Annotated in this window: 16 protein-coding genes; 2 read left to right on the top strand and 14 right to left on the bottom strand. The window is 66.6% G+C overall.

Going from position 1 to position 19,716, the window contains the following annotated elements; genetic code table 11:
- Window positions 1-10: 10 nt before the first annotated feature.
- Genes ACFE65_RS14585 through ACFE65_RS14570 form a run of 4 tightly spaced genes read right to left on the bottom strand, consistent with a single transcriptional unit; the run spans window position 11 to window position 4,840 of the window.
- Complete coding sequence (locus ACFE65_RS14585) at window positions 11-793, bottom strand: SDR family NAD(P)-dependent oxidoreductase (RefSeq protein WP_375383095.1); 783 nt, start codon at window positions 791-793, stop codon at window positions 11-13.
- Window positions 794-812: 19 nt separating this feature from the next.
- A complete protein-coding gene (locus ACFE65_RS14580) occupies window positions 813-2,072 on the bottom strand; it encodes an acetyl-CoA C-acetyltransferase (protein WP_375383094.1) in 1,260 nt (419 codons plus the stop codon).
- A gap of 22 nt (window positions 2,073-2,094) precedes the next feature.
- Complete coding sequence (locus ACFE65_RS14575; protein ID WP_375383093.1) at window positions 2,095-4,407, bottom strand: CoA transferase; 2,313 nt, start codon at window positions 4,405-4,407, stop codon at window positions 2,095-2,097.
- Window positions 4,408-4,417: 10 nt separating this feature from the next.
- Window positions 4,418-4,840 (bottom strand): GFA family protein, encoded by a 423-nt coding sequence (locus tag ACFE65_RS14570; protein ID WP_375383092.1) that lies wholly within the window; start codon window positions 4,838-4,840, stop codon window positions 4,418-4,420.
- 106 nt (window positions 4,841-4,946) lie between these two features.
- Here ACFE65_RS14570 and ACFE65_RS14565 point away from each other — a divergent pair, with 106 nt between their 5' ends.
- On the top strand, window positions 4,947-6,419 hold the full coding sequence (locus ACFE65_RS14565) for an aldehyde dehydrogenase family protein (RefSeq protein WP_375383091.1): 1,473 nt from the start codon (window positions 4,947-4,949) through the stop codon (window positions 6,417-6,419).
- Window positions 6,416-7,645: an acyl-CoA dehydrogenase family protein gene (locus ACFE65_RS14560; protein WP_375383090.1), complete on the top strand. Its 1,230-nt coding sequence runs from the start codon at window positions 6,416-6,418 to the stop codon at window positions 7,643-7,645. The genes ACFE65_RS14565 and ACFE65_RS14560 overlap by 4 nt, the downstream gene beginning before the upstream one ends.
- Before the next feature lie 10 nt (window positions 7,646-7,655).
- Here ACFE65_RS14560 and ACFE65_RS14555 read toward each other — a convergent pair whose 3' ends face one another.
- The 10 genes from ACFE65_RS14555 to ACFE65_RS14510 all read right to left on the bottom strand — a co-directional run bounded on the left by ACFE65_RS14555 (window position 7,656) and on the right by ACFE65_RS14510 (window position 18,966).
- Window positions 7,656-8,699: an acyl-CoA dehydrogenase family protein gene (locus ACFE65_RS14555; protein WP_375383089.1), complete on the bottom strand. Its 1,044-nt coding sequence runs from the start codon at window positions 8,697-8,699 to the stop codon at window positions 7,656-7,658.
- Window positions 8,700-8,713: 14 nt separating this feature from the next.
- On the bottom strand, window positions 8,714-10,261 hold the full coding sequence (locus ACFE65_RS14550) for a long-chain-fatty-acid--CoA ligase (RefSeq protein ID WP_375383088.1): 1,548 nt from the start codon (window positions 10,259-10,261) through the stop codon (window positions 8,714-8,716).
- Entirely contained in the window at window positions 10,261-11,226 is a 966-nt protein-coding gene (locus tag ACFE65_RS14545) for an NAD(P)-dependent alcohol dehydrogenase (protein WP_375383107.1), read from the bottom strand. Before ACFE65_RS14545 ends, ACFE65_RS14550 begins: the two co-directional genes overlap by 1 nt.
- 47 nt (window positions 11,227-11,273) lie before the next feature.
- Entirely contained in the window at window positions 11,274-12,371 is a 1,098-nt protein-coding gene (locus ACFE65_RS14540) for a CaiB/BaiF CoA transferase family protein (protein ID WP_375383106.1), read from the bottom strand.
- Window positions 12,367-12,684 carry a 2Fe-2S iron-sulfur cluster-binding protein gene (locus tag ACFE65_RS14535; RefSeq protein ID WP_375383087.1) on the bottom strand — a complete coding sequence of 106 codons (318 nt, stop codon included), beginning with the start codon at window positions 12,682-12,684 and terminating at the stop codon, window positions 12,367-12,369. The genes ACFE65_RS14540 and ACFE65_RS14535 overlap by 5 nt, the downstream gene beginning before the upstream one ends.
- 45 nt (window positions 12,685-12,729) lie before the next feature.
- A complete protein-coding gene (locus tag ACFE65_RS14530; protein WP_375383086.1) occupies window positions 12,730-13,911 on the bottom strand; it encodes an aromatic ring-hydroxylating dioxygenase subunit alpha in 1,182 nt (393 codons plus the stop codon).
- A gap of 63 nt (window positions 13,912-13,974) precedes the next feature.
- Window positions 13,975-15,198: an NAD(P)/FAD-dependent oxidoreductase gene (locus ACFE65_RS14525; protein WP_375383085.1), complete on the bottom strand. Its 1,224-nt coding sequence runs from the start codon at window positions 15,196-15,198 to the stop codon at window positions 13,975-13,977.
- A gap of 8 nt (window positions 15,199-15,206) precedes the next feature.
- Complete coding sequence (locus ACFE65_RS14520; protein ID WP_375383084.1) at window positions 15,207-15,965, bottom strand: SDR family NAD(P)-dependent oxidoreductase; 759 nt, start codon at window positions 15,963-15,965, stop codon at window positions 15,207-15,209.
- Window positions 15,962-16,828 carry an alpha/beta fold hydrolase gene (locus tag ACFE65_RS14515; RefSeq protein WP_375383083.1) on the bottom strand — a complete coding sequence of 289 codons (867 nt, stop codon included), beginning with the start codon at window positions 16,826-16,828 and terminating at the stop codon, window positions 15,962-15,964. Before ACFE65_RS14515 ends, ACFE65_RS14520 begins: the two co-directional genes overlap by 4 nt.
- Window positions 16,825-18,966 carry a molybdopterin-dependent oxidoreductase gene (locus ACFE65_RS14510; protein ID WP_375383082.1) on the bottom strand — a complete coding sequence of 714 codons (2,142 nt, stop codon included), beginning with the start codon at window positions 18,964-18,966 and terminating at the stop codon, window positions 16,825-16,827. Before ACFE65_RS14510 ends, ACFE65_RS14515 begins: the two co-directional genes overlap by 4 nt.
- Window positions 18,967-19,716 lie beyond the last annotated feature (750 nt).

Raw genomic sequence — 19,716 nt, 5'->3', positions numbered from 1 at the left:
GCACCCATGATCAGCGCGGCGCCATTCGGATGGCACCGTCGAGGCGGATATCCTCGCCGTTGAAATACCCGTTCTCGAGCAGCGTCAGCGCGAGATGGGCATACTCGCTGGGGTCGCCCAGCCGCTTGGGGAACGGAACCGATGCCGCAAGGCCCGCCTTGACGTTCTCTGGCGCGCCTTGAAGCAGCGGCGTGTTGAACAGTCCGGGCAGAATGGTGTTGACGCGGATCCCCTCGCTCATCAGGTCGCGCGCGATCGGCAACGTCATGCCGACGATTCCGGCCTTCGACGCCGAATAGGCCGCCTGTCCCATCTGCCCGTCCTCGGCCGCGACGCTGGCGGTATTGACGATCGCACCGCGCTCCCCGCCATCGAGCGGCTCGAGCGTCAGCATGCCCGCCGCCGACTTGGCGATGCAGCGGAAGCTGCCCACGAGGTTGATCTGGATGACCCAGTTGAACGCATCGACCGGGAAGTGCTTGATCGAGCCGTCTTCCTTGCCGCGGCTGGCGGTCTTGATCGCGTTGCCGACGCCGGCACAGTTCACCAGGATGCGCTCCTGACCATGCGCCTCACGCGCCGCGACGAAACCGGCGTCGACGCTCTCGTCCGACGTGACGTCGACGGCACAGAAAACGCCGCCGACATCCTTGGCGACAGCCTCGCCCTTGTCCTTCTGCAGGTCGAAGATCGCGACCTTCGCTCCCTTCGCTGCCAAGGCGCGTGCGGTCGCCTCGCCCAGGCCTGATGCGCCGCCGGTGACGACGGCGCTGATGCCGTTCTCGATTTTCATTGGTCCAGTCCTCTTCGTATCACGCGTCGACGCGTTCGATGATGATGGCGGGCGCCATGCCGCCCGCGGCGCACATGGTGACGAGGCCGTATCGGCCGCCGGTGCGTTCCAGCTCGTCCAGCACGGTACCGATCAGGATCGCGCCCGTCGCGCCGATCGGATGGCCGAGCGCGATCGACCCTCCGTTAACGTTCACCTTGCTCCGGTCGAGATCGAGGTCGCGGATGAACTTCTCGGCCACGACCGCGAACGCCTCATTGATCTCCCACAGATCGATGTCGTCCTTGGTCAGACCGGCCTTGGCGAGCACCTTCCTGGCCGCAGGCACCGGCGCATTGAGCATCAGCGTGGGGTCATCGCCGACATTCGCAGTCGCTACGATGCGCGCACGCGGCTTCAGGCCGTGCTTCTCCGCATAGTCCCTGGAGGCGAGCAGCACCGCTGCCGCCCCGTCGACCACGCCCGACGAGTTGCCGGCGTGGTGCATCGCCTCAATCTTCAGGTCGGGATAGCGACGATTGATCTGCTGGCGGAAGGTCGTGCCCTTCTCGTCATAGGCCCAGTCCGCCATCCCGGCGAATGCGGGCTTGAGGATTGCTAGACCTTCTGCGGTCGTCTGCGGCCGGGGATATTCGTCGTGATCCAAGATCACGTTGCCGTCGTCGTCGGTCATCGGCACGAGCGATTTGGCGAAACGTCCCTCGGCGATCGCGACCGCGGCCTTGCGCTGGCTTTCCAGCCCGAACGCGTCGAGGTCCTGGCGCGTGATGCCCTCCATACTGGCGATAGCGTCGCCGCAGATGCCCTGATGCGACTGAGGATGCGCGGCGTCGAGCCGTTCGTTGTGCGATCCCATCAGCATCGGGGCCTTGCCCTCCGCCTGATCTTCGGCGGCCATCTGGCCGGTCAGGCTCATCATCTCGGTGCCCCCGGCGATGACGAGGTCCTCCATGCCACTCATGATCTGAGCCGCGGCGAGGCTGACGGTGGTGATGCCGCCGCCGCAGAAGCGATCCAGGGTCAAGCCGGATGCCTTGACGTCGTAGCCGGCGTCCAGCGCCGCCATCCGGCCGAGATCGCCCCCCTGCTTGCCGCGCTGGGTGGAGGTCGACCAGATGATGTCGTCCACCTCAGCGGTATCGAGATGGTTGCGCTCGGCGATCGCCTTCAGGACGGTCGCGGCGAGATGCTGCGGGTGAAGATGCGCGAGCGCGCCCTTGCCGGTCTTGCCAATTCCGCGGGGCGTCCTGACCGCGTCGATAATGTAAGCGTCTGTCATGCTGCTCTCTCGCTGATGAAGGTCATGCGTGAGCGACTCTGGCGGGTCGTGGCTGTGATGCTCCGGCGCGGGCTTCAGCCCAGGTCGCGACATCGGTGGGCTCGATCACGCCAGCGGCGGCCAGCGGGCCGGGATCCACCTCGCCGCCCAGCCAGTCGACGATGATCGCCTCACTCTGCTCGCCCATGAGCGGCGCTGGGGCCTGAGGCGCCTGCGGTTCGCCGGCGCGCTTGGCTGACCAGCGTTCCGCGATAACCCGTTCCTGGAGAAAGGGGTGGTGTTCGACCCGAAACAGGTCGCGCTCCCGATAATAGGCAAAGTCGGGAAGATCGGCGACCCGCAACATCCGCGCGGCCGGCACCCGCGCAGCCTGCAGTTGCGTCATTACCGCGTCCGCATCGCGCTCCGCCATCCACGATGACAGATGAGCATCGATTTCTGAGCGGTGGCCGCGACGGCCCTCTCGCGTCGCCAACGTCGGATCGTCGACCCCGATGACGGCAGCGAGTCGCTGCCAGTCCGCGTCTTCGCGAACTGTGACGACGCACCATTCATCGTCGCCAGCGGCGCGATACACGCCCCACGGCCAGTCCGGCGGCCCCTCCTCGGCCCCGCCTCGCGCGGCGCGCGAGACCTCTTCGGCGAACTGTGCCAGCATCACCTCGGCCTGGGCGATGCTCGCCCGGCCGCCGCGGCCGGTGCGCAGGCGGCGGATCAACAGCGCCACGGTCGCGATCGCACCCACTCGCCCCGCCACATGGTCGGGATAGATGGTCACCGTGTCGCAGAAACCCTGCGGATCGTCGGGATACCGCCAGGCCAGCGTCAGCCCAGTCGCCGCGCGCACGAGCGGGCCATAGCCCATTCTGCCACTCCACGGCCCCGTGGTGCCGAAGGCGGAACTGTCGGATTGCACGATGGCTGGATTGGTCGCGGCGATCACGTCTCCGCCCAAGCCCAACGACTCCATGGTTCCGGGCTTGAAGTTCGAGAGCACCACGTCGGCTGTGCGCACCAGGTCGAGGAAAAGTGCCCGGCCGGCCGGATCACGCAGATTAATGCCCAGGCTGCGCTTGTTGCGGTGCCCGGCGGCGAAGCTGACCGACAAGCCGTAGGTTAGATAGGACTGACGGTTCCCATCGGGATAGGCGCGCGACTCCACCTTGACGACGTCGGCGCCGCCGTCAGCCAACAGGCGCCCCTGCTCGGCCCCGACCACGATGACGCCCAGATCGAGGACGCGGAGCCCCGCGAACGGCAACGCTCCGCCTGGCAGCGGGGTCGGCCATGAACGAGCGTCGGGGGACGAGGTCGCCGGGCCCATCCGCTCGCCATCGATCGTCACGACGCCGTTGGGAACTGTCGCGTCGCTGCCATCCGCCAGATCCACGCGCGTGAAGGCCTCGCGCTGGCGCAGATGGTCCGCGGCCAGCGCCTCCTTGAAGGTCAGCACCGCCGCGATTGGCACGCCATGACGCTGGCCCTCCTCTTCCAGCTCGGAACGGGTCCGCGGGGCGAAGAAGGCGGCAATGGCCGGCAGCAGGTCTGGCGACTTGTAGCGTACAACCGTTTTCTCGAACTCCGGGCTGGCAAATGCCGCGGGCTCTCCCATCCACCGGAACATGCCCTGCCATTGCCGCCGGGCTAGCAGGCAGATTCGCACATGACCGTCCGCGCACGCCAGGATCGGATATTGGAACCCGCGAGCGGGTCGATCGCGCGACAGCAGGTGAGCAGGTTTGCCCAGCGTCGCACTGCCGCTGATGCCGAAGCCGGGATCAAGCGCCTGAACCGCCCCGTCGAGCGCCGAAAAGTCGACGTGATCGCCTTCGCCGGTGCGAAACGCGTGGTAGAGCGCGGTCGTCAGCGCGAAGGCACCCTGCACGGCGGCGCATTGATAGGCGAGCCGGCCCGGTGGCAGAAGCGGCGCACGCCCACGAAGTCCGGACCGTGACAACTCACCCGACAGGGCATGCAATATGGGATCGGTAGCCTGCCAGTCGGCGAAACTGGTGTCCGACCCAAAGTCGCTGACGGTCATCGTCACCAGATCGGGTCGGGTGGAGCGCAGGCCGGCAAGATCGATCCCGTGATCGCGATCGGCAACGATGGCATGGGCAGCGTCGAGCGCCGCCTTCCTGTCCGCGGCCACGACCATCCGTTTGCCCGCGTTTGCGGCCACATCGACGATGGCGTCATCGGACGGCGCAACGATCCGATCAACCTTGGCGCCCAGTTCGGCGAGGTAGCGGGTCAGCGACGCCATTGGGCCAGCCACCGCATCGACGATGCGCAGCCCGGCCAGGGGCCGGTCGATGGCAACGGGATCGTCCACCAGCCCGCCTTCAGGCCTGCGGGCCGCGGGCGAAGCTGGGCACGCCGTCCGGGATCGTCACCCACGGCAGTTTCGACTGGGTCCAGATGTGCATGCCTGGCACGAACGGTGCCGGGTCGTCCAGCGATCCTGCCTTCAGCGCGACCAGCTTGGGCGATGCACTAGGTACCGACCGGATCGGCGAGCCACAACGGCCGCAATGGTCGCGCAAGAGAGGTGCGCCGCTTTCGGTGTCTTCGTCCTGCCAAGTGGCGATCTCGCCCTGAACGGCTAAGCTGCTCGCGCGGACGATCAGATTCACCGAGAAGGCGGCTCCCGACTGTTTGCGGCACTGCGTGCAATGGCATGCGGCAACGGCCAGCGGTGGCGCAGACAGCGTGTAGCGGACCGTCCCGCAGCTACAACCACCGGTCAGCCTTGCCTCGTCCGACATCGCCGCTCTCCCTCGCATCAACAGCCGTGACGTCTCGATAAGTCGCTTTACCTAACGCTATTAGTTTGTAAACGGAGAACATCACCGCCGGACAAGGCGACAACGCATGGAGAGCAGGATGGCGACGCTGGCGATCGACCGGTATACGATGCTGATCGACGGGGAGATGGTGTCGACTAACGACACCATCTCCGTCCGCAATCCCGCCACGGGCGAGGTGTTCGCCGAGGCTCCCGCTGCCGACGCCGCCGATCTGGACCGCGCGGTCGCCGCAGCGACGCGGGCCTTTCCCGCCTGGCGCGACACGCCGATGGCGGACCGCAAGGCTGCGCTGGTGAAGGCGGCCGACATCATCGACGCGAATGCGCGGGAGCTCGCGTCGCTCTTCACGCAGGAGCAGGGGCGGCCCCTGCCAGGCGCGAAAGCCGAAGTGCGCGGCGCGGCCATGTGGCTGAAGGCGACGACGATGCTCGATCTGCCTGTCGAGGTGACCGAGGACAGCGATACGCGGCGCGTCGAGGTACATCATGTGCCGCTCGGCGTTGTCTGCGGGATCGTGCCCTGGAACTTCCCGGTGCTGCTCGCGATCTGGAAGATCGGGCCGGCGCTCATGGCGGGCAACACGCTGGTCCTCAAGCCGTCACCGTTCACGCCGCTGACGACGCTGCGGATCGCCGAGCTGATCGGCGGATGTTTCCCTGCCGGCGTGTTCAACGTTCTGTGTGGCGGCGACGCGCTGGGGCCGCTGATGACGAGTCATCGCGGCTTCGCCAAGATCACGTTCACCGGATCGACCGCGACAGGGCGGCGCGTCATGGAGTCGGCGGCCAAGGACCTCAAGCGGATCACGCTGGAACTCGGCGGCAACGACGCCGCCATCGTCATGCCCGACGTCGACGTCGATGCTATCGCCGAGCAGCTGTTCGAAGGTGCCTTCCACAACACGGCTCAGGTCTGCGTCGCGACCAAGCGGTTGTTCATCCACGCCGACATATACGACCAGCTTCGCGATCGACTGCACCAGCTCGTCAAGGACACGCCGGTGGGCGATGGTGCTGAGCAGGGAAACCGTTATGGCCCGATCCAGAACGAGGCGCAGTATCGCCGAGTCCTTGGCATGCTAGACGAGGCGCGGGCGAACGGCCTGACGCTGCTGGAGGGCGGATCAGTGCCCGAGCGAGGGTATTTCGTTCCCCTAACGCTCGTCGACAATCCGCCTGATGACAGCCGCGTCGTCGTCGAGGAGGCGTTCGGCCCGATCCTGCCCTTGCTCAAGTTCCACGACATCGACGAGGTGATCGAGCGCGCGAACGATACCGAGTACGGCCTTGCCGGCGCGGTATGGTCGGACGATGTCGAGCAGGCGACGCGGATCGCCCATCGGCTCGACACGGGGACGGTGTGGATCAACCAGAACCTCCAGTCGACGCCGTTCACGCCGCTCGCCGGCGCCAAGCAATCGGGCTTCGGGCAGGAGAACGGCGTGCCCGGACTGCTGGAGTTCACGCGATCAAAGGCTATCTTTATCCCCAAAGCACCGGCAGGCTCGATCCCCGAAGCGGAGGTGGCGGCACCGTGACGCTGGCGCTGTCCGCCGAGGACCAAGCGTTCAAGGACGAAGTCCGTGCTTTCCTGGCTGCAGAGCTTACCCCCCGGATGCGCGCCGCGGGAGAGTTGCGCACCAGCGTCTATGCGGAGCCCGGTGCTCAGGCGGCATGGCAGCAGGTACTGCACACGAAGGGCTGGGCTGCGCCTTCGTGGCCCAAGGAATATGGCGGTGCCGGCTGGTCGGTCGTTCAACGGGCGATCTACGCGCGCGAGCGGGTGACCGCGGGCGCGCCGCCGACGTCGCCGATGGGCATCGACCAGGTCGGCCCTGCGATCCTGCGGTTTGGGACGGACGAGCAGAAGGCGTTTTTCCTGCCGCGGATCCTGTCGGGTGAGCATTTCTGGTGCCAGGGCTACTCCGAGCCGCAGGCCGGCTCGGATCTTGCCGCGCTGGCGATGCGAGCAGAGCGCGACGGCGACGAGCTGGTATGCAGCGGCAGCAAGATCTGGACGACTCACGCCAACGTCGCGAACTGGATGTTCTGCCTCGTCCGCACGTCGCGCACGGGCCGCAAGCAGCAGGGCATCACTTTCCTGCTCATCGACATGACGTCGCCGGGGATCGAGGTCAGGCCGATCATCATGTCGTCGGGAGAGTGGATACAGAACCAGGTATTCTTCGACCAGGTCCGCGTCCCCATCGCCAACGTGCTCGGCGAAATCGATGACGGTTGGACCGTCGCCAAGTACCTGCTCGAGTTCGAGCGGGGCGGCACCGCCTATGCGCCGGAACTGCTGGCCAATCTGGCCGCGTTGCGTCGCCAGGCAAAGGGCATACCGGCAGAGGACGGCACGCTGGACGAAGACCCGGTCTTTGCCGCCCATCTCTCCGCCTTCGCCGTCGACGTCGAGGTTCTCGACGCTTTGGAGACCGAGGCGCTGTCGGCGGTTGCAGAGGGGCGGGAGATCGGGGCGGACGCATCGATGATGAAGATACTAGGTACCGAGCTGCAACAGCGATTCACCGAGTTGGCGTTGGAAGCAGCCGGGCCGCTTGCGCGTGCGTGGCAACCGGGCGTCACGGAGCCGGGCGGTCCTGTGTCCGGCTATCCCGGAGCGATCGCCGACCGCTCCAGCGGCCAGCCATGGCAGGCGATCGCGCCGCTGCGCTACCTCAACGAGCGCGCGGGATCGATTTATGCTGGCACGAACGAGATCCAGCGTGGCATTCTTGCCAAGGCGGAACTCGGCCTGTGACCTAGTACGGCTAGGCGGCTTCCTCGATCGTCAGCTTGGCGAAACGCTGGCGATGCTCGTCCAGGCCGCCAAGCTCGGTCTCGATCGCAGTCAGGCGTTTGAAATAACGGCCGATCGGCAAATCCTCCGTCATGCCCATGCCGCCGTGGAGCTGCACCGCCTGTTGCCCGACGAAGCGTCCCGCCTGCGCGGCCGTCGCCTTTGCAGCGCTCGCCAGGCGACCCCGCTCAAGCCAGCGTCCATCGATTGCCGCCATTGCGCGACGGGCGATCGCTCCGGCACGTCGAGCCTGGATATGCATGTCCACTAACCGATGTTGCACGACCTGGAACCCGGCAATTGGCTGGCCGAACTGCTCACGGGTCTTAGCATAGGAAACCGTGTCGGCGACCAACCGACGCATCAGCGCGGCCGCCTCGACCGACAGGCAGGCGATCGCCTCGTCATTCGCGGTGGTCAGCGCCTCATGCGCGTCGGGGGTCAGCAACGTCGCCTCGGCACCGATGAAGCGCAGGTCGGACGCCGATCGGCCATCGATCGTCGCATAGTCGTGGCTCGTCATCCCGGCGGTTCCGGCGGCGACCAGCAGCAACGCGGTGGCGTACCATTCGGTGCGCGCCGCGACGATGATCCACGCGGCCTCTGCACTGCCGATCACCAGCTTGGCATCGCCGTCCAGCCGCCACCCGGTCGCCGTCGGGGTCGCACTGACGGCGCCGCGCAACCGTCGATCGATCCCTGCCACCGCCACGCGCGCGCCATCGGTCGCGATCGCGCGCAGCAGGTCGTCTGCCGCTGGCGAGCGGTCAACCTGAAGAAGCCCTGCGGCAATGACTGCGGTATCCAGATAGCCGACCGGCAATCGATGCTCGCCGATCACGTCGAAAACCGGCTCGACCTCCGAAACTGACAGGCCAAGCCCACCCAGTGTTTCGGGAATGCGCAGGCCGAGCACACCCATGTCTCGCAATGCGGCCCACGTCCGGCCGTCATCGCTTTCGCCCACCAGCCGCCGGGTCAGCGCCTCGCGCAGTTGCTCGCGTTCCTCGCTCATGCTTGTTCCCTGGTTCACGCCGGCACGCGTCGCGCAGCGTCGCGTAATGCCGTCTTCAATATTTTGCCGGCCGGCGACAACGGCAACGACCGGACGATGTCGATCGACTTAGGCACTTTGTACCCGGCGATCAGCGTGCGGCAATGATCCCGCAGGTCACGCGCGTCGCAGCGCATGTCGGGCCGCAGCACGACGACGGCATGCACGGCCTCTCCCCAGCGCGCATCCGCCACGCCGATCACCGCTGCCTGGTGTACCGCGGGATGGCCGGCCAAGGCGTTCTCGACTTCGGCCGAGTAGACGTTCTCGCCCCCAGTGACGATCATGTCCTTCAGCCGGTCGACCACCGTCAGATACCCGCCAGCGCTCATCGTGCCGAGGTCGCCGGTGTGCATCCAGCCGCCGCGCAGCGCCTCGGCCGTTGCCTCCGGCAATTCCCAATAGCCAAGCATGACGCCGCCGCCCCGGACGACGATTTCCCCGACCGTTCCGTCCGCCACCTCGCGGTCGTCGGGGTCGACGACGCGGACCTCGGCCGCGATCGTCGCGATGCCGGCCGAGCGCTGCCGCCCGGCCGCGCGCGCGGCAGGTCCGTGATCGTCGGGACCCAGCATCGTCGCGATCGGCGACACCTCCGTCATCCCGTACGCCTGGACGAAGTCCACCCCGGGCAGCATAGCCATCGCACGATCGAGCAGCGCCGCGTCGATCGGCGAGGCGCCATAGACGATCCGTTGCAAGCTTTGGCCGCGGGCGGGCACGAAACCGGGATCGATCAGCATCGCCGCGAGCATCGTCGGCACCAGGAAGACGTCGGTGACCTGCTCGCGTTCGATCACCGCGAGCGCCGCCTCCGGATCGAACTGCGGCAGGAACACGTGGGTCGTGCCCGCGAGCAGAGATGTGTAGACGGCCGACTGCGCCCCGATGTGGAACAGCGGCGCGACGTGAAGATATGATCGCCCGGGGCGTGCGCCCGGGAAAGACAGGTAACCGGTGGCCGAGGCCAGGATGTTGGCATGGCTAAGCATCACACCCTTAGATCGGCCGGTAGTGCCACCAGTATAGAGGATCGCCGCCAGCGCCTCGCCGCCGCGCCGGCAGTCGTCGATCGGCAGGCCCGCCGCGATCCAGTCGTCATATTTCTGGACGCCGTCAGGGCGCTCGGCGATGCCGATCTGCACCACGTGTTCGAGCGTTGGCGCATCCCGGCGGATCGCATCGATCATCGGCGCGAAGCTGTCGTCGACGATCAGCACCCGCGTGCCACAGTCCTCGAGGCTCGCCGCGATCTCGGATGCGGTCCAGCGCGTGTTCACCGGATTGACGACGGCCCCCGCCCAGAAACTGCCGAGCAGGAAGTCGAGGTATTGGCCGCCGTTGCGCGCGAGCAGGGCGACACGGCCCCCCTCCCCCACGCCGGACGCGCGCAACGCACCGGCGAAGCGGCGCACATCATCCATAACCATACGCCAACTGCGCCGCCGGTCCCCGTCGATCGACCCGAGCGCGTCAGGCGCGCGCTGGATCAGGCGATGAAGCGACTGGGTGATGTAGCTCATCAGGGGTCGACGCGTATGGCGAGCTTGCCGAAGTGACCTTGAGCGCTGAGCGTCGCAACAGCCTCATGCGCATCTTCCAAATCGAACGCACGATCCACGACTGGACGATAGCCATGCAGCTCGATCGCCTGGCACATCGCCGCGAGGTCGCTCGTGTTGCCGACCGTGATTCCACGCATGGTGATGTTGCGGGACATGACGATGTTGAGCGGGAAATCCGGTGACCGAAGGCCGGTGAGCACGCCGATAACCGATACATGACCACCAACCTTCGTGGAGCGAACGGCCTGCGCCAGTGTCGCGCCACCGCCGACTTCGACGACGAGGTCGGCACCGAGCCCATCGGTCGTTGCGAGCACCGCCGCGGCCCATTCCGGATCGCGGCGGTAGTTGATCAGCACATCGGCACCGAGCGCCCGGGCACGCTCGAGCTTTTCATCCGATGACGACGTAATAATGACCCGAGCCCCAAGCATCTTGGCAAAGCCCAGCGCGAACAGCGACACGCCGCCCGTACCTTGCATTACGACCGTCTGGCCGGGGCGGACGCCAGCCTCCACCACGACACTGCGCCAGGCGGTAAGCCCTGCGCAGCCCAGTGTCGCCGCCTCTTCGTTCGAAAGGTTGGCGGGCGCAGGGACAAGCGAAAGGGCGGGGACCACCACCCGGCTCTGCAGCGTGCCGTCCATCCGATCGCCCAGGATCATCGCCTGCCCCGCCTTCGTTGGCGGCCCCGACTGCCAGTGCGGGAAGAAGCTCGGGATAACCCGCGCGCCCAAGGCGACTGTTACGTCTTCGCCAGCAGCCTCGATGGTAGCGACGGCGTCGGAGAACGGAACGCGCGGCACTGGAAGATTGGGTATGCCCCCGTTGATTCCGACATAATCGTGGTAATTCACACTCGTCGCATGCACGCGCAGCAGAACTTCTCCCCGCCCGGGAGTCGCTGCCGGACGCTCCTCCACTGGCCCTAGGACGCCGGTGGCGACTAGGCGTCGCGCGCGCGAGGTCGTCACGCCGCGCTGGCCAAGCTGTCACCGACCAACGCCTGATCGGCCCCGGGTTCTGCGGGTGCGCGCGGCGTGGCGCACGGCGTTGCGGAATAACGTGGGGCCGGTGCCGGTTGTACTACGCCACCCACTTCTAGAAAAGTACCGCGCTCACGATTGTGCGGGTGCGCTACAGCCTCGTCGAAGCCGAGCACGGGAGCAAAGCAGGCGTCGCGTGTCGCGAACCGCTCGCACCATTCCGCTTGGGTGCGCTGGCGGATCATCTGTGCCATCAGATCTTTCTGCCGGGGCCAGGCAGCCTGGTCCATCTGCGCGTCGAGTTCCGAGACATCCGAGCAGTCGAGTCCTGCGCGCAACTCGGCGTAAAATTGCGGCTCGATCGCACCGATCGCAACGTGTTTGCCATCTGCCGTCTCGTAGGTGTCGTAGAAAGGTGCACCTGTATCCAGCAGGTTGGTGCCGCGCTCGTCCGACCAGCGGCCGGCTGAGCGAAAGCCCCACATCATCGACATCAGCAGCGCCGCGCCGTCCACCATGGCACAGTCCACCACCTGCCCGGGCTTGCCGGCCTTTACCGCCAGCATCGCGGACACCATTCCGAACGCCATCAGCATGCCGCCGCCGCCGAAGTCGCCGACCAGGTTTATCGCCGGCGTCGGCTTCTCCCCTGCCCGACCCAGCGCCGCCAGCGTGCCGGCGAGTGCGATGTAGTTGATGTCGTGCCCGGCGGCTGGTGCCAGCGGCCCTTCCTGGCCCCAGCCCGTCACCCGACCGAAGACCAGCCGCGGGTTGTCTGCAAGCAGAACGTCGGGGCCAAGCCCGAGGCGTTCCATGACTCCCGGCCTGTATCCCTCGATCAACCCGTCTGCGTCACGCGCCAGCGCGCGCAGCCGTTCCCGATCGGCCTGTGACTTGAGGTCGAGGACGACCGATCGCCGCGACCGCAGCAATGGATCGGTCGGATCGTGCCGGGTGCCCGGACGATCCACGCGGATAACGTCCGCGCCGTGGTCGGCGATCATCATACCCGCGAACGGACCGGGGCCGATCCCGGCAAGCTCGATGACGGTAAGCCCGGCGAGCGGCCCCACGACATCAATCCTCTGGCGCGATCGTCACGCGCAAACCGTCCAGTTCCTCGCCGAAACGGATCTGGCACGACAGTCGAGAACGATCTGTGCGAAACGCGGAGCTGTCGAGCAGGTCCTCTTCGTCCGCACTCGGCGGCAGCAGTCGGTCGGCATGCTCAGCGTCGACATACACGTGGCACGTCGCGCAGGAACAGCTACCGCCGCAAAGCGCCAGAAGTTCGTCGAAACCGGCGTCGCGGATCACCTCCATCACGCTCAGCCCAACAACGGCGGGCACGCGATGCTCGCTGCCGTCGCGTGTCGTAATAACTAGATCAGACAATCCGTTTCTCCGCTTGCCAGGACCGGCAACTTTCGCCGGCAGGGCTTATAGAAGTGCTTCAAGGGCGTCGTAATAGCGGATCACGTTCTCCTCAAGTCCGCAGTAGATCGTCTCGGTCGGCACACCAGCAGCCAATCCCGCCTGACTGATTTGAGCCGCGCGGAAGTCCTCGCCGGCGAAGATCTTGAGGATGAGGTCAAAGGAACGCTCGAATACTTCTGCTGCCTTCGGCGTTGTGGCCGGTCCGGGCGTCAGCATGAAATAGTGCACGCTCGTCCGGTCAATGTCCCGCGGCATCAGGATCATCACACTGGTATAATATTGGCTGGTAACGACGACGACGTTGGGGAACGCCGTGTAGGCATGGGTGACCAGCTTGTGGACATTGGTATCGGGATCGGCATCGAGCATTGCCGGCTCATAGCCGATCCTTCCGGACACCTGCCGGATGTTTGCGCCGAAAGTGTCGACCATGCTTGGCGCGTCGACGAACAGGGCGCCGATCGATGCCGCGTGAAGTCGTTGGACATGATACCCCTCGAGGAAGGGCTCGAGCACGACCTTCCAGTTCGCCTTCAGATCGAAAACCTTGCGGCCGTAAACATGAGCGTCGGTAATGCCGAGGGCAGCGAAGTCGTCCGCGACCTGCTCCGACAACTGGCTCGTGTTGAGCGCTTCCCCGTCCATCTGGGCGTACACGACGCCGCCCCACACCCGCGACGGCAGCTCCTTCAAGTTGCGACTGGTCTTGTCGAGCCCCTCGAACATGTCGGCCCGGGCGACCCCGATCAACTTGCCGTCGATGCCATACGTCCAGGCGTGGTACGGACAGGTGACGCGTCCCTGCTGGTGGACCTCGCAATCCTCGACCAGCTTGGCACCCTTGTGCTGGCAGGCGTTGATGAAAACCTTGATCTCGTCCTGCCGCGTGCGCGACACCAGCAGCGGCTTTCCATACGCCTCGATCGCCACGACCGATCCCGGCTCGGGCAGGAGCGCCGACAGCGTCACCGGAACGGCATGCCGGGTGAAGATGGCCGCCTGTTCGGCGTCGAACCGCTCGCGACCGGTAAAGATCGCGTTCGGACGGGTCGCAGCGAGCGAAATGCTGACCGCATCCTTCTCCGCTGGGATGCGGCGGATCGCGGCCTGTTGACTGTCGGTCAGGTCGGCAAGGCGCGTGATCCTGCGCTCAACCGGCTTCTTGATTTCAGCGACATAGTTCATGACCGCGCGCCTCTCCCTATTAGGCTATGAGTCTAGCTGTGACGCAACCTAATGGCAATAGGTTTAGACCATCTCCTTGAGCGGCGTACCGGAATCCGCCAGCCGTACGGGATCGATCATCGCAGCCGCCTCGACCAGCTTGCGGCCCTGCACATAGTCCTTGACCGCATTGACGCAGTCGAGCGCCACCACCCGGCCGTTCTTCAGATAGATGACGGAGAAGCTCCGGTTCGCCGGTGTGCCGCGGACGATTGCCGTATCGTGGCCGCCGGACAGGCCAACCGTCTGCAGCTTGAGATCATACTGGTTCGACCAGAACCATGGCACCGCTTTGTACTCGGCCGGCTGGCCGACAATCGTTCTGGCGACCGCGACCGCCTGATCGTTGGCATTTTGTACCGATTCGAGCCGTATGGCCGCGCCATCCGCGAACGCATTTGCGTGTAGCGCGCAATCGCCCACCGCGAACACATCGGAAAGGCTGGTCCGACCCTGTGCGTCGACCAGCACGCCATTGCTCCCGGCTGCGCCCGCCTCCGTCAGCGCCGCGACGGACGGTATGATGCCGATGCCGACGATCACCATCTGCGCCGCGACCACTTCGCCATCCACGAGGTGGACGCCTGTCACCTGCCCATCGCTGCCGATTATATGGCCGACGGCCACCCCCAGGCGCACGTCGACGCCGTGGGCCCGGTGCTCATCCTCGTAGAAGCGCGACAGCGCCTCGCCCGCCACGCGCGCGAGCACACGGTCGAGCGCCTCGAGCAGCACCACCCGCTTGCCAAGCTTGGCGAGCACTGCCGCTGCTTCGAGGCCAATGTACCCGCCCCCGATCACCACCGCCTGATCGACACGCGAGAGCTCGGCCATCATGCGGTCGACGTCGGCGCGACTGCGCACGGTGTGGATGCCCGTCAGATCACTGCCCTCGCAGCTCAGCCGCCGCGGCGTTCCACCCGTTGCCCACACGAGATGCCGATATCCGATCGCGGCGCCGGTATCGGTCACCACCCGATGTGCGTCGGGTTCGACGGCGACCACGCGCTCACCCAGTCGCATCGTGATGTCGCGCTCCTCCCAGAACCGCTGCGGGCGGATCAGCAAGCGCTCGAAACCTTTGTCGCCGGCGAGGTACTCCTTTGACAGCGCTGGCCGCTCATAGGGCAGGTCCGGCTCGTCGCCGACCAGCATCACCGATCCGCCAAATCCAGCCTGGCGCAACGCCACCGCTACCTGGGCGCCGCCGTGCCCTGCGCCGACGATCACGACATCCTGTTCAATCATCGCTGTCCTCAACGGCTGGTCTGGGCGTCGTCGACGGTAATGCAGGTCCCCGTGACGAAGTGCGATCGCGGATCGACCAGATACAGCAGCGTGCTGTCGAGGTCCGCCGGTTGCCCGAACCGCCCGCGCGGGAAGCGTTCGCGGACCTTGTCGCCAACGCGGTCGATGAAACCCGCGGTCATCTCGCTCATGAACATGCCCGGCGCGATCGCATTGACGTTGATTCCGTAGCGCGCCCACTCGATCGCCAGCGTCTCCGTCATCCGGAGGATGCCCGCCTTCACCGCGCAATACAGCGCGGCGGCGCTCGTCGGGGCGTAATGAAATGCGCCCACCGAGGAAAGGTTGACGATCCGACCCGGCGCGCCGGCCGCGATCAGCCGCCGCGCCGCTTCAACACCGAGAAGGAATGGGGCGCGGAAATCGAGCGCGATCACCCGGTCGATCGTCTCCAGCGACAGCCTGGTCGCGTAGTCGGCATCGGCGATCGCGGCGTTGTTGACCAAGATGTCGACCGTCCCGGCCCAGCGCTCGGCCGCGTCGAACAGCGGCTCCACCGCGGACGCGTCCGTCAGGTCGATCGGACAGGCGAGCGCTCGCCCGCCCGCCGTCTCGATCTCGGCCGCCAGCGCCACGAGCTCGTCCTCGCGCCGTGCTACCAGCACGACGGCCGCGCCCGCCGCGGCCAGCGTGACGGCGAACCGGCGGCCCAGCCCCGCGCTGGCGCCGGTCACGATCGCGACCCGCCCGGTCAGCATGCCGCTCATGCCGGCCTCGACACGGGCATGTGCCGTTGCAGGAACGCGATCACCCCGGCGTTGAACGCGTCGTTGCGGTCGCCCGCCACCATGTGCCCGGCGCCGGCCACGTCGACGACCTCCAGTTCGGGCAGCAGCCGGCGGAAGGCCGCGACGCCGTTATCGCTCACCACGTCGCTGCCCAGACCGCGGACGAGCAACACCGGCAGGTCGGGATGTTTCGCCATCACGGCGGCCGAACGCTGGACGACCGCGTGGTGGCGCGCCGGCTCCTCGGCCGTGATTCGCGGATCCCAATGCCAGTAGAGCCTGCCGTTCTCGCGCCGTCGCAGGTTGCGCATCAAACCCGTGGGATCGCGCGGCCGCGGCCGCGCCGGATTATAAGCCGCTACCGCATCCGTCGCCTCGTCCAGCGTAGCGAAGCCGTCGGGATTGGCGCGCATGAACTCGACGATGCGGCTGATGCCCTCGGGCTCCGGTTCGGGCACGATGTCGACCAGCACGACCGCCACCGGCGACACTCCTTCCGCCACCGCATGGATCGCCGTCGCGCCGCCAAGCGATGCGCCCACGAGCGCGAAGGGAGCGTCGAGCCCCGCCACCACCGCCCGCAGATCCGCGACGCGGTCGCCCAGAAGATAGGCTCCTTCGGGCGACCAACCACTATCCCCATGGCCACGCGCATCAAAGTTGATGACACGGTAACTGCCCTTGACGAGCGCCCGCATCGCCCCTGCCCAGCTATGCCGCGTCTGCCCCCCACCGTGGAGCAGCACGACGGCGGGCGCATCCGCCGGGCCTGCCTCGTCGGCCACGATCTCCACACCGTCGGGCGCGCGAAAGCGCCGCAAGGTGGCTGTCTGGCCGCTCATGCCGCGATCCGTTCGATCTGCACCGGAAAGCCATCGAGGAAACTCATACCCGAAATCTGCTCCACCGCGTCCACGCTCGCCGGCGTGATGGCGTTCAGGCTGGCGCCGCCCGCCGCCTCCGCCCGGCTCCAACCGCCACGATTACCCCATCCATGCGGATAAGTGACGCAACCGGGCGTCATTTCTTCCGTGACCCGCACGAGCACGTCGATCGCTCCCCACCGCGTCGAGACGCGCGCGCGATCGCCGGTCGCAACGCCGCGCCCCATCGCGTCGCCGGGGTGGATCAGCAGTTCGGGCACATCGCTCCGCACCAGCCGATCGACATTGTGCATCCAGCTATTGATCGACCGCAGCTTGCGCGAGGAGATCATCTTGAGCTCGCCCGGCCGGGGCGGGGCGGCCGTCCCGAGTCGCACGATCTCCGCGCCGATCATGTCGTGCCACAGGTGGATACGCCCGTCGGGATGCCTCAGCTTGTCCTCCAACCTGAACCCCCAGCGGCCGGCGGGAACCTCGATCCCATGCGGGTGGCGACGCAGCAGATCAAGCGACAGGCCCATGCCGGCATCGCCCTCCGGCCCCGCGCGCAGAGTCGCATCCGCCGCCTCCATCGGGCGCATCGCGAAGGCGCTGTCGTCGCCCAGCCGCCGCGCGATCCCCCGCCAGATATCGAACTCGTTGACCGCCTCGCCTCGCGGCAAGACCGACGCATCGACATATTGGGCATAGGGCCGGACCATGTGGCCGAGGAACAGCAGCGGCACGTCCTCGCGCTCGATGAAGGTCGTGCAGGGGAGGATATAGTCGGCATGGCGCGCGGTGTCGGACCTGTAAATGTCGATGGCGACCATCAGGTCGAGCGCGGCGAACGCGTCCGGCAACCGCGCGTTCCCGGGCATAGACTGGACGGGGTTCGCACCCTGGACGATCAGCGCCCGGATGCGATCGGGCCCGGGCGCGACGATGTCGTCATGGAGCGTCACGCTAGGCAAGGACCCGAGCACCGCGGGCATCCCGCCGATCCTCGAAGCACCCGGCGCGTAGCCCGCCATGCCGGCCGCTGCCAGCATGGCGCCCGAATCGGCGCCGCCATGCCCGAATCCAGAGCAACCCGGCTGGTGGAACTTGCCCGCCACGATCGTGAGCGCGATCAGCAGGAAATTGGCGAGCGTCGGGAAACTGCCGCGGCAGATGCCGGTTCGGCCCATGACCGCGGTCCGCGGCGTCGTCGCGTAATCGAGTGCGAGCCGGCGGATGGCGCCGGGCGCGATGCCGGTGTGCTCCGCCGCAACCTCCGGCGTGATTGCCCTCAGCCCGGCGACCAGCGCGTCTGCTCCGACGGTCCATCGGTCGAGGAACGTCGTATTCGCAAGCCCGGCCTGCGCGATCACGTTTATCATCGCCGCGAGCAGAAAGACGTCGCTGTCGGGCCTGATCGGCTGATGTTCATACCGGGCTGCCGTCTGCGTGCGCCGGGGGTCGAGCACCACGACACGCCCGCGCGCGGCGATCGCGTCCAGGTCCTCGCGCATGCGGGGCGCGATGATGAGCGAGCCGTGGCTCACCAGCGGGTTGGAGCCGAAGATCAGCAGCAGATCGGCGTCGACCAGGTCGGGAAAAACGTACGATCCGCCGTCAAACAACAGCGTATGCGCAAGGACGACCGAACCGATGTCCTCGCTGGTCGGCGAATAGGTCTTGGTGATCCCCGTCGCATGCTTGAACAGCACGGGTCCCATCACGCCGCCCATGCCGAACGAACCGGGGTTGCCGAAGACGATCGCCGCCGCGTTCGGCCCATGCTCGCTCAGAACGGTCTTCAGCCGCGCGGCGATGTCGTCCAGCGCCTCGTCCCAGCCGACACGCATGAATTCGCCAGGTCCGCCGACCCGCTTGAGCGGATGGGTCACGCGCTCGGGATCGTTGGTCACGTCGGCGATCGCCGGCCCCTTCACGCAGCAATGCCCGCGCGAATGGGGATTGTCCCGATCGGGCGCGACCTTGACGGCCCGGCCGTCCTTCACCGTCACGATCAGTCCGCAGATGGCTTCGCAAATGCGACAATACGAGACGTGGTCGCCATCGTGCCCCGGCTCGGGCGGAAGCGCGCGGCTCTGTGCGGCCTTTGACAGCACCCTCGTCTCCTTCTCTCCTGCAAACAGAGTACCTAATATCGTTAGGTTTAGCGAGCGTTTCTTACGCTTCTGACCAATCGCCGTTATGGCCCGCGTCTGTTGACTGCTCCTGGATCGGCGGAGCTGCAGGGGGCAGGAGATGGCGACGCGCAAAGCGCTCGTGGTAAGTGACGAAAGCGAGAAGCCTCGACGATCGCGCGCGGGACGACCGGCACAGCTGCTCATCACGCGCCAGGTCGCCGCGGAGGCCGCGCTTCGGCTGATCGACGAGGATGGCCTGGACGCCCTGAGCCTGCAAGGTGTGGCCCGCGTGAGCAGGAGCATTAGTGGGACGATTGGGAGACTCGCACGATCGAGCTCAGCCTGGCGACGCGCCGGGTCACGCTGCGTCATCCCAGTGCAACCCCCCTCGCCTTGCGCTTCTTTCCGCGCAGGCTGATGCTTCCGGCATACGAGCGCATGCTCATCGATCGCCCGTACCCGCCCGAGACGCAGGCGGTAATCCTGGAGGTGGTTTAGAAGTTCACCTATGGCGCGGCCCTGTTCGCCGCAGCGGCCGAGGCGCACCACACGCCAGCGATGCCGGAGGTGGACCAGGATCGGTTCCCCAGAGGTGGCTCGGCAAATCTGAACAGGCTGCTAAGTGGAGTTTCTGCCTGAAGGCGGCCAGCATGGCTGCCGAACAGGAGATGAGATGGGCACCCCCATCAACGCTTCGTCTGATGTCGTAGCGGCGTGACGAGGGCATGG

Origin of the sequence: uncultured Sphingomonas sp., from assembly GCF_964237335.1 — a bacterium.
In the GTDB taxonomy this organism is placed as follows: domain Bacteria; phylum Pseudomonadota; class Alphaproteobacteria; order Sphingomonadales; family Sphingomonadaceae; genus Sphingomonas.
Note: the sequence above shows the minus strand (reverse complement) of the source record. Positions and strands in the feature narration are given on the sequence as shown.

Coding starts and splice junctions, on each gene's coding strand:
- ACFE65_RS14585 (WP_375383095.1), bottom strand. CDS start 793: ATGAAAATCGAGAACGGCATCAGCGCCGTCGTCACCGGCGGCGCATCA.
- ACFE65_RS14530 (WP_375383086.1), bottom strand. CDS start 13,911: ATGAACTATGTCGCTGAAATCAAGAAGCCGGTTGAGCGCAGGATCACG.
- ACFE65_RS14565 (WP_375383091.1), top strand. CDS start 4,947: ATGGAGAGCAGGATGGCGACGCTGGCGATCGACCGGTATACGATGCTG.
- ACFE65_RS14555 (WP_375383089.1), bottom strand. CDS start 8,699: ATGAGCGAGGAACGCGAGCAACTGCGCGAGGCGCTGACCCGGCGGCTG.
- ACFE65_RS14515 (WP_375383083.1), bottom strand. CDS start 16,828: ATGAGCGGCCAGACAGCCACCTTGCGGCGCTTTCGCGCGCCCGACGGT.
- ACFE65_RS14570 (WP_375383092.1), bottom strand. CDS start 4,840: ATGTCGGACGAGGCAAGGCTGACCGGTGGTTGTAGCTGCGGGACGGTC.
- ACFE65_RS14525 (WP_375383085.1), bottom strand. CDS start 15,198: ATGATTGAACAGGATGTCGTGATCGTCGGCGCAGGGCACGGCGGCGCC.
- ACFE65_RS14580 (WP_375383094.1), bottom strand. CDS start 2,072: ATGACAGACGCTTACATTATCGACGCGGTCAGGACGCCCCGCGGAATT.
- ACFE65_RS14550 (WP_375383088.1), bottom strand. CDS start 10,261: ATGAGCTACATCACCCAGTCGCTTCATCGCCTGATCCAGCGCGCGCCT.
- ACFE65_RS14520 (WP_375383084.1), bottom strand. CDS start 15,965: ATGAGCGGCATGCTGACCGGGCGGGTCGCGATCGTGACCGGCGCCAGC.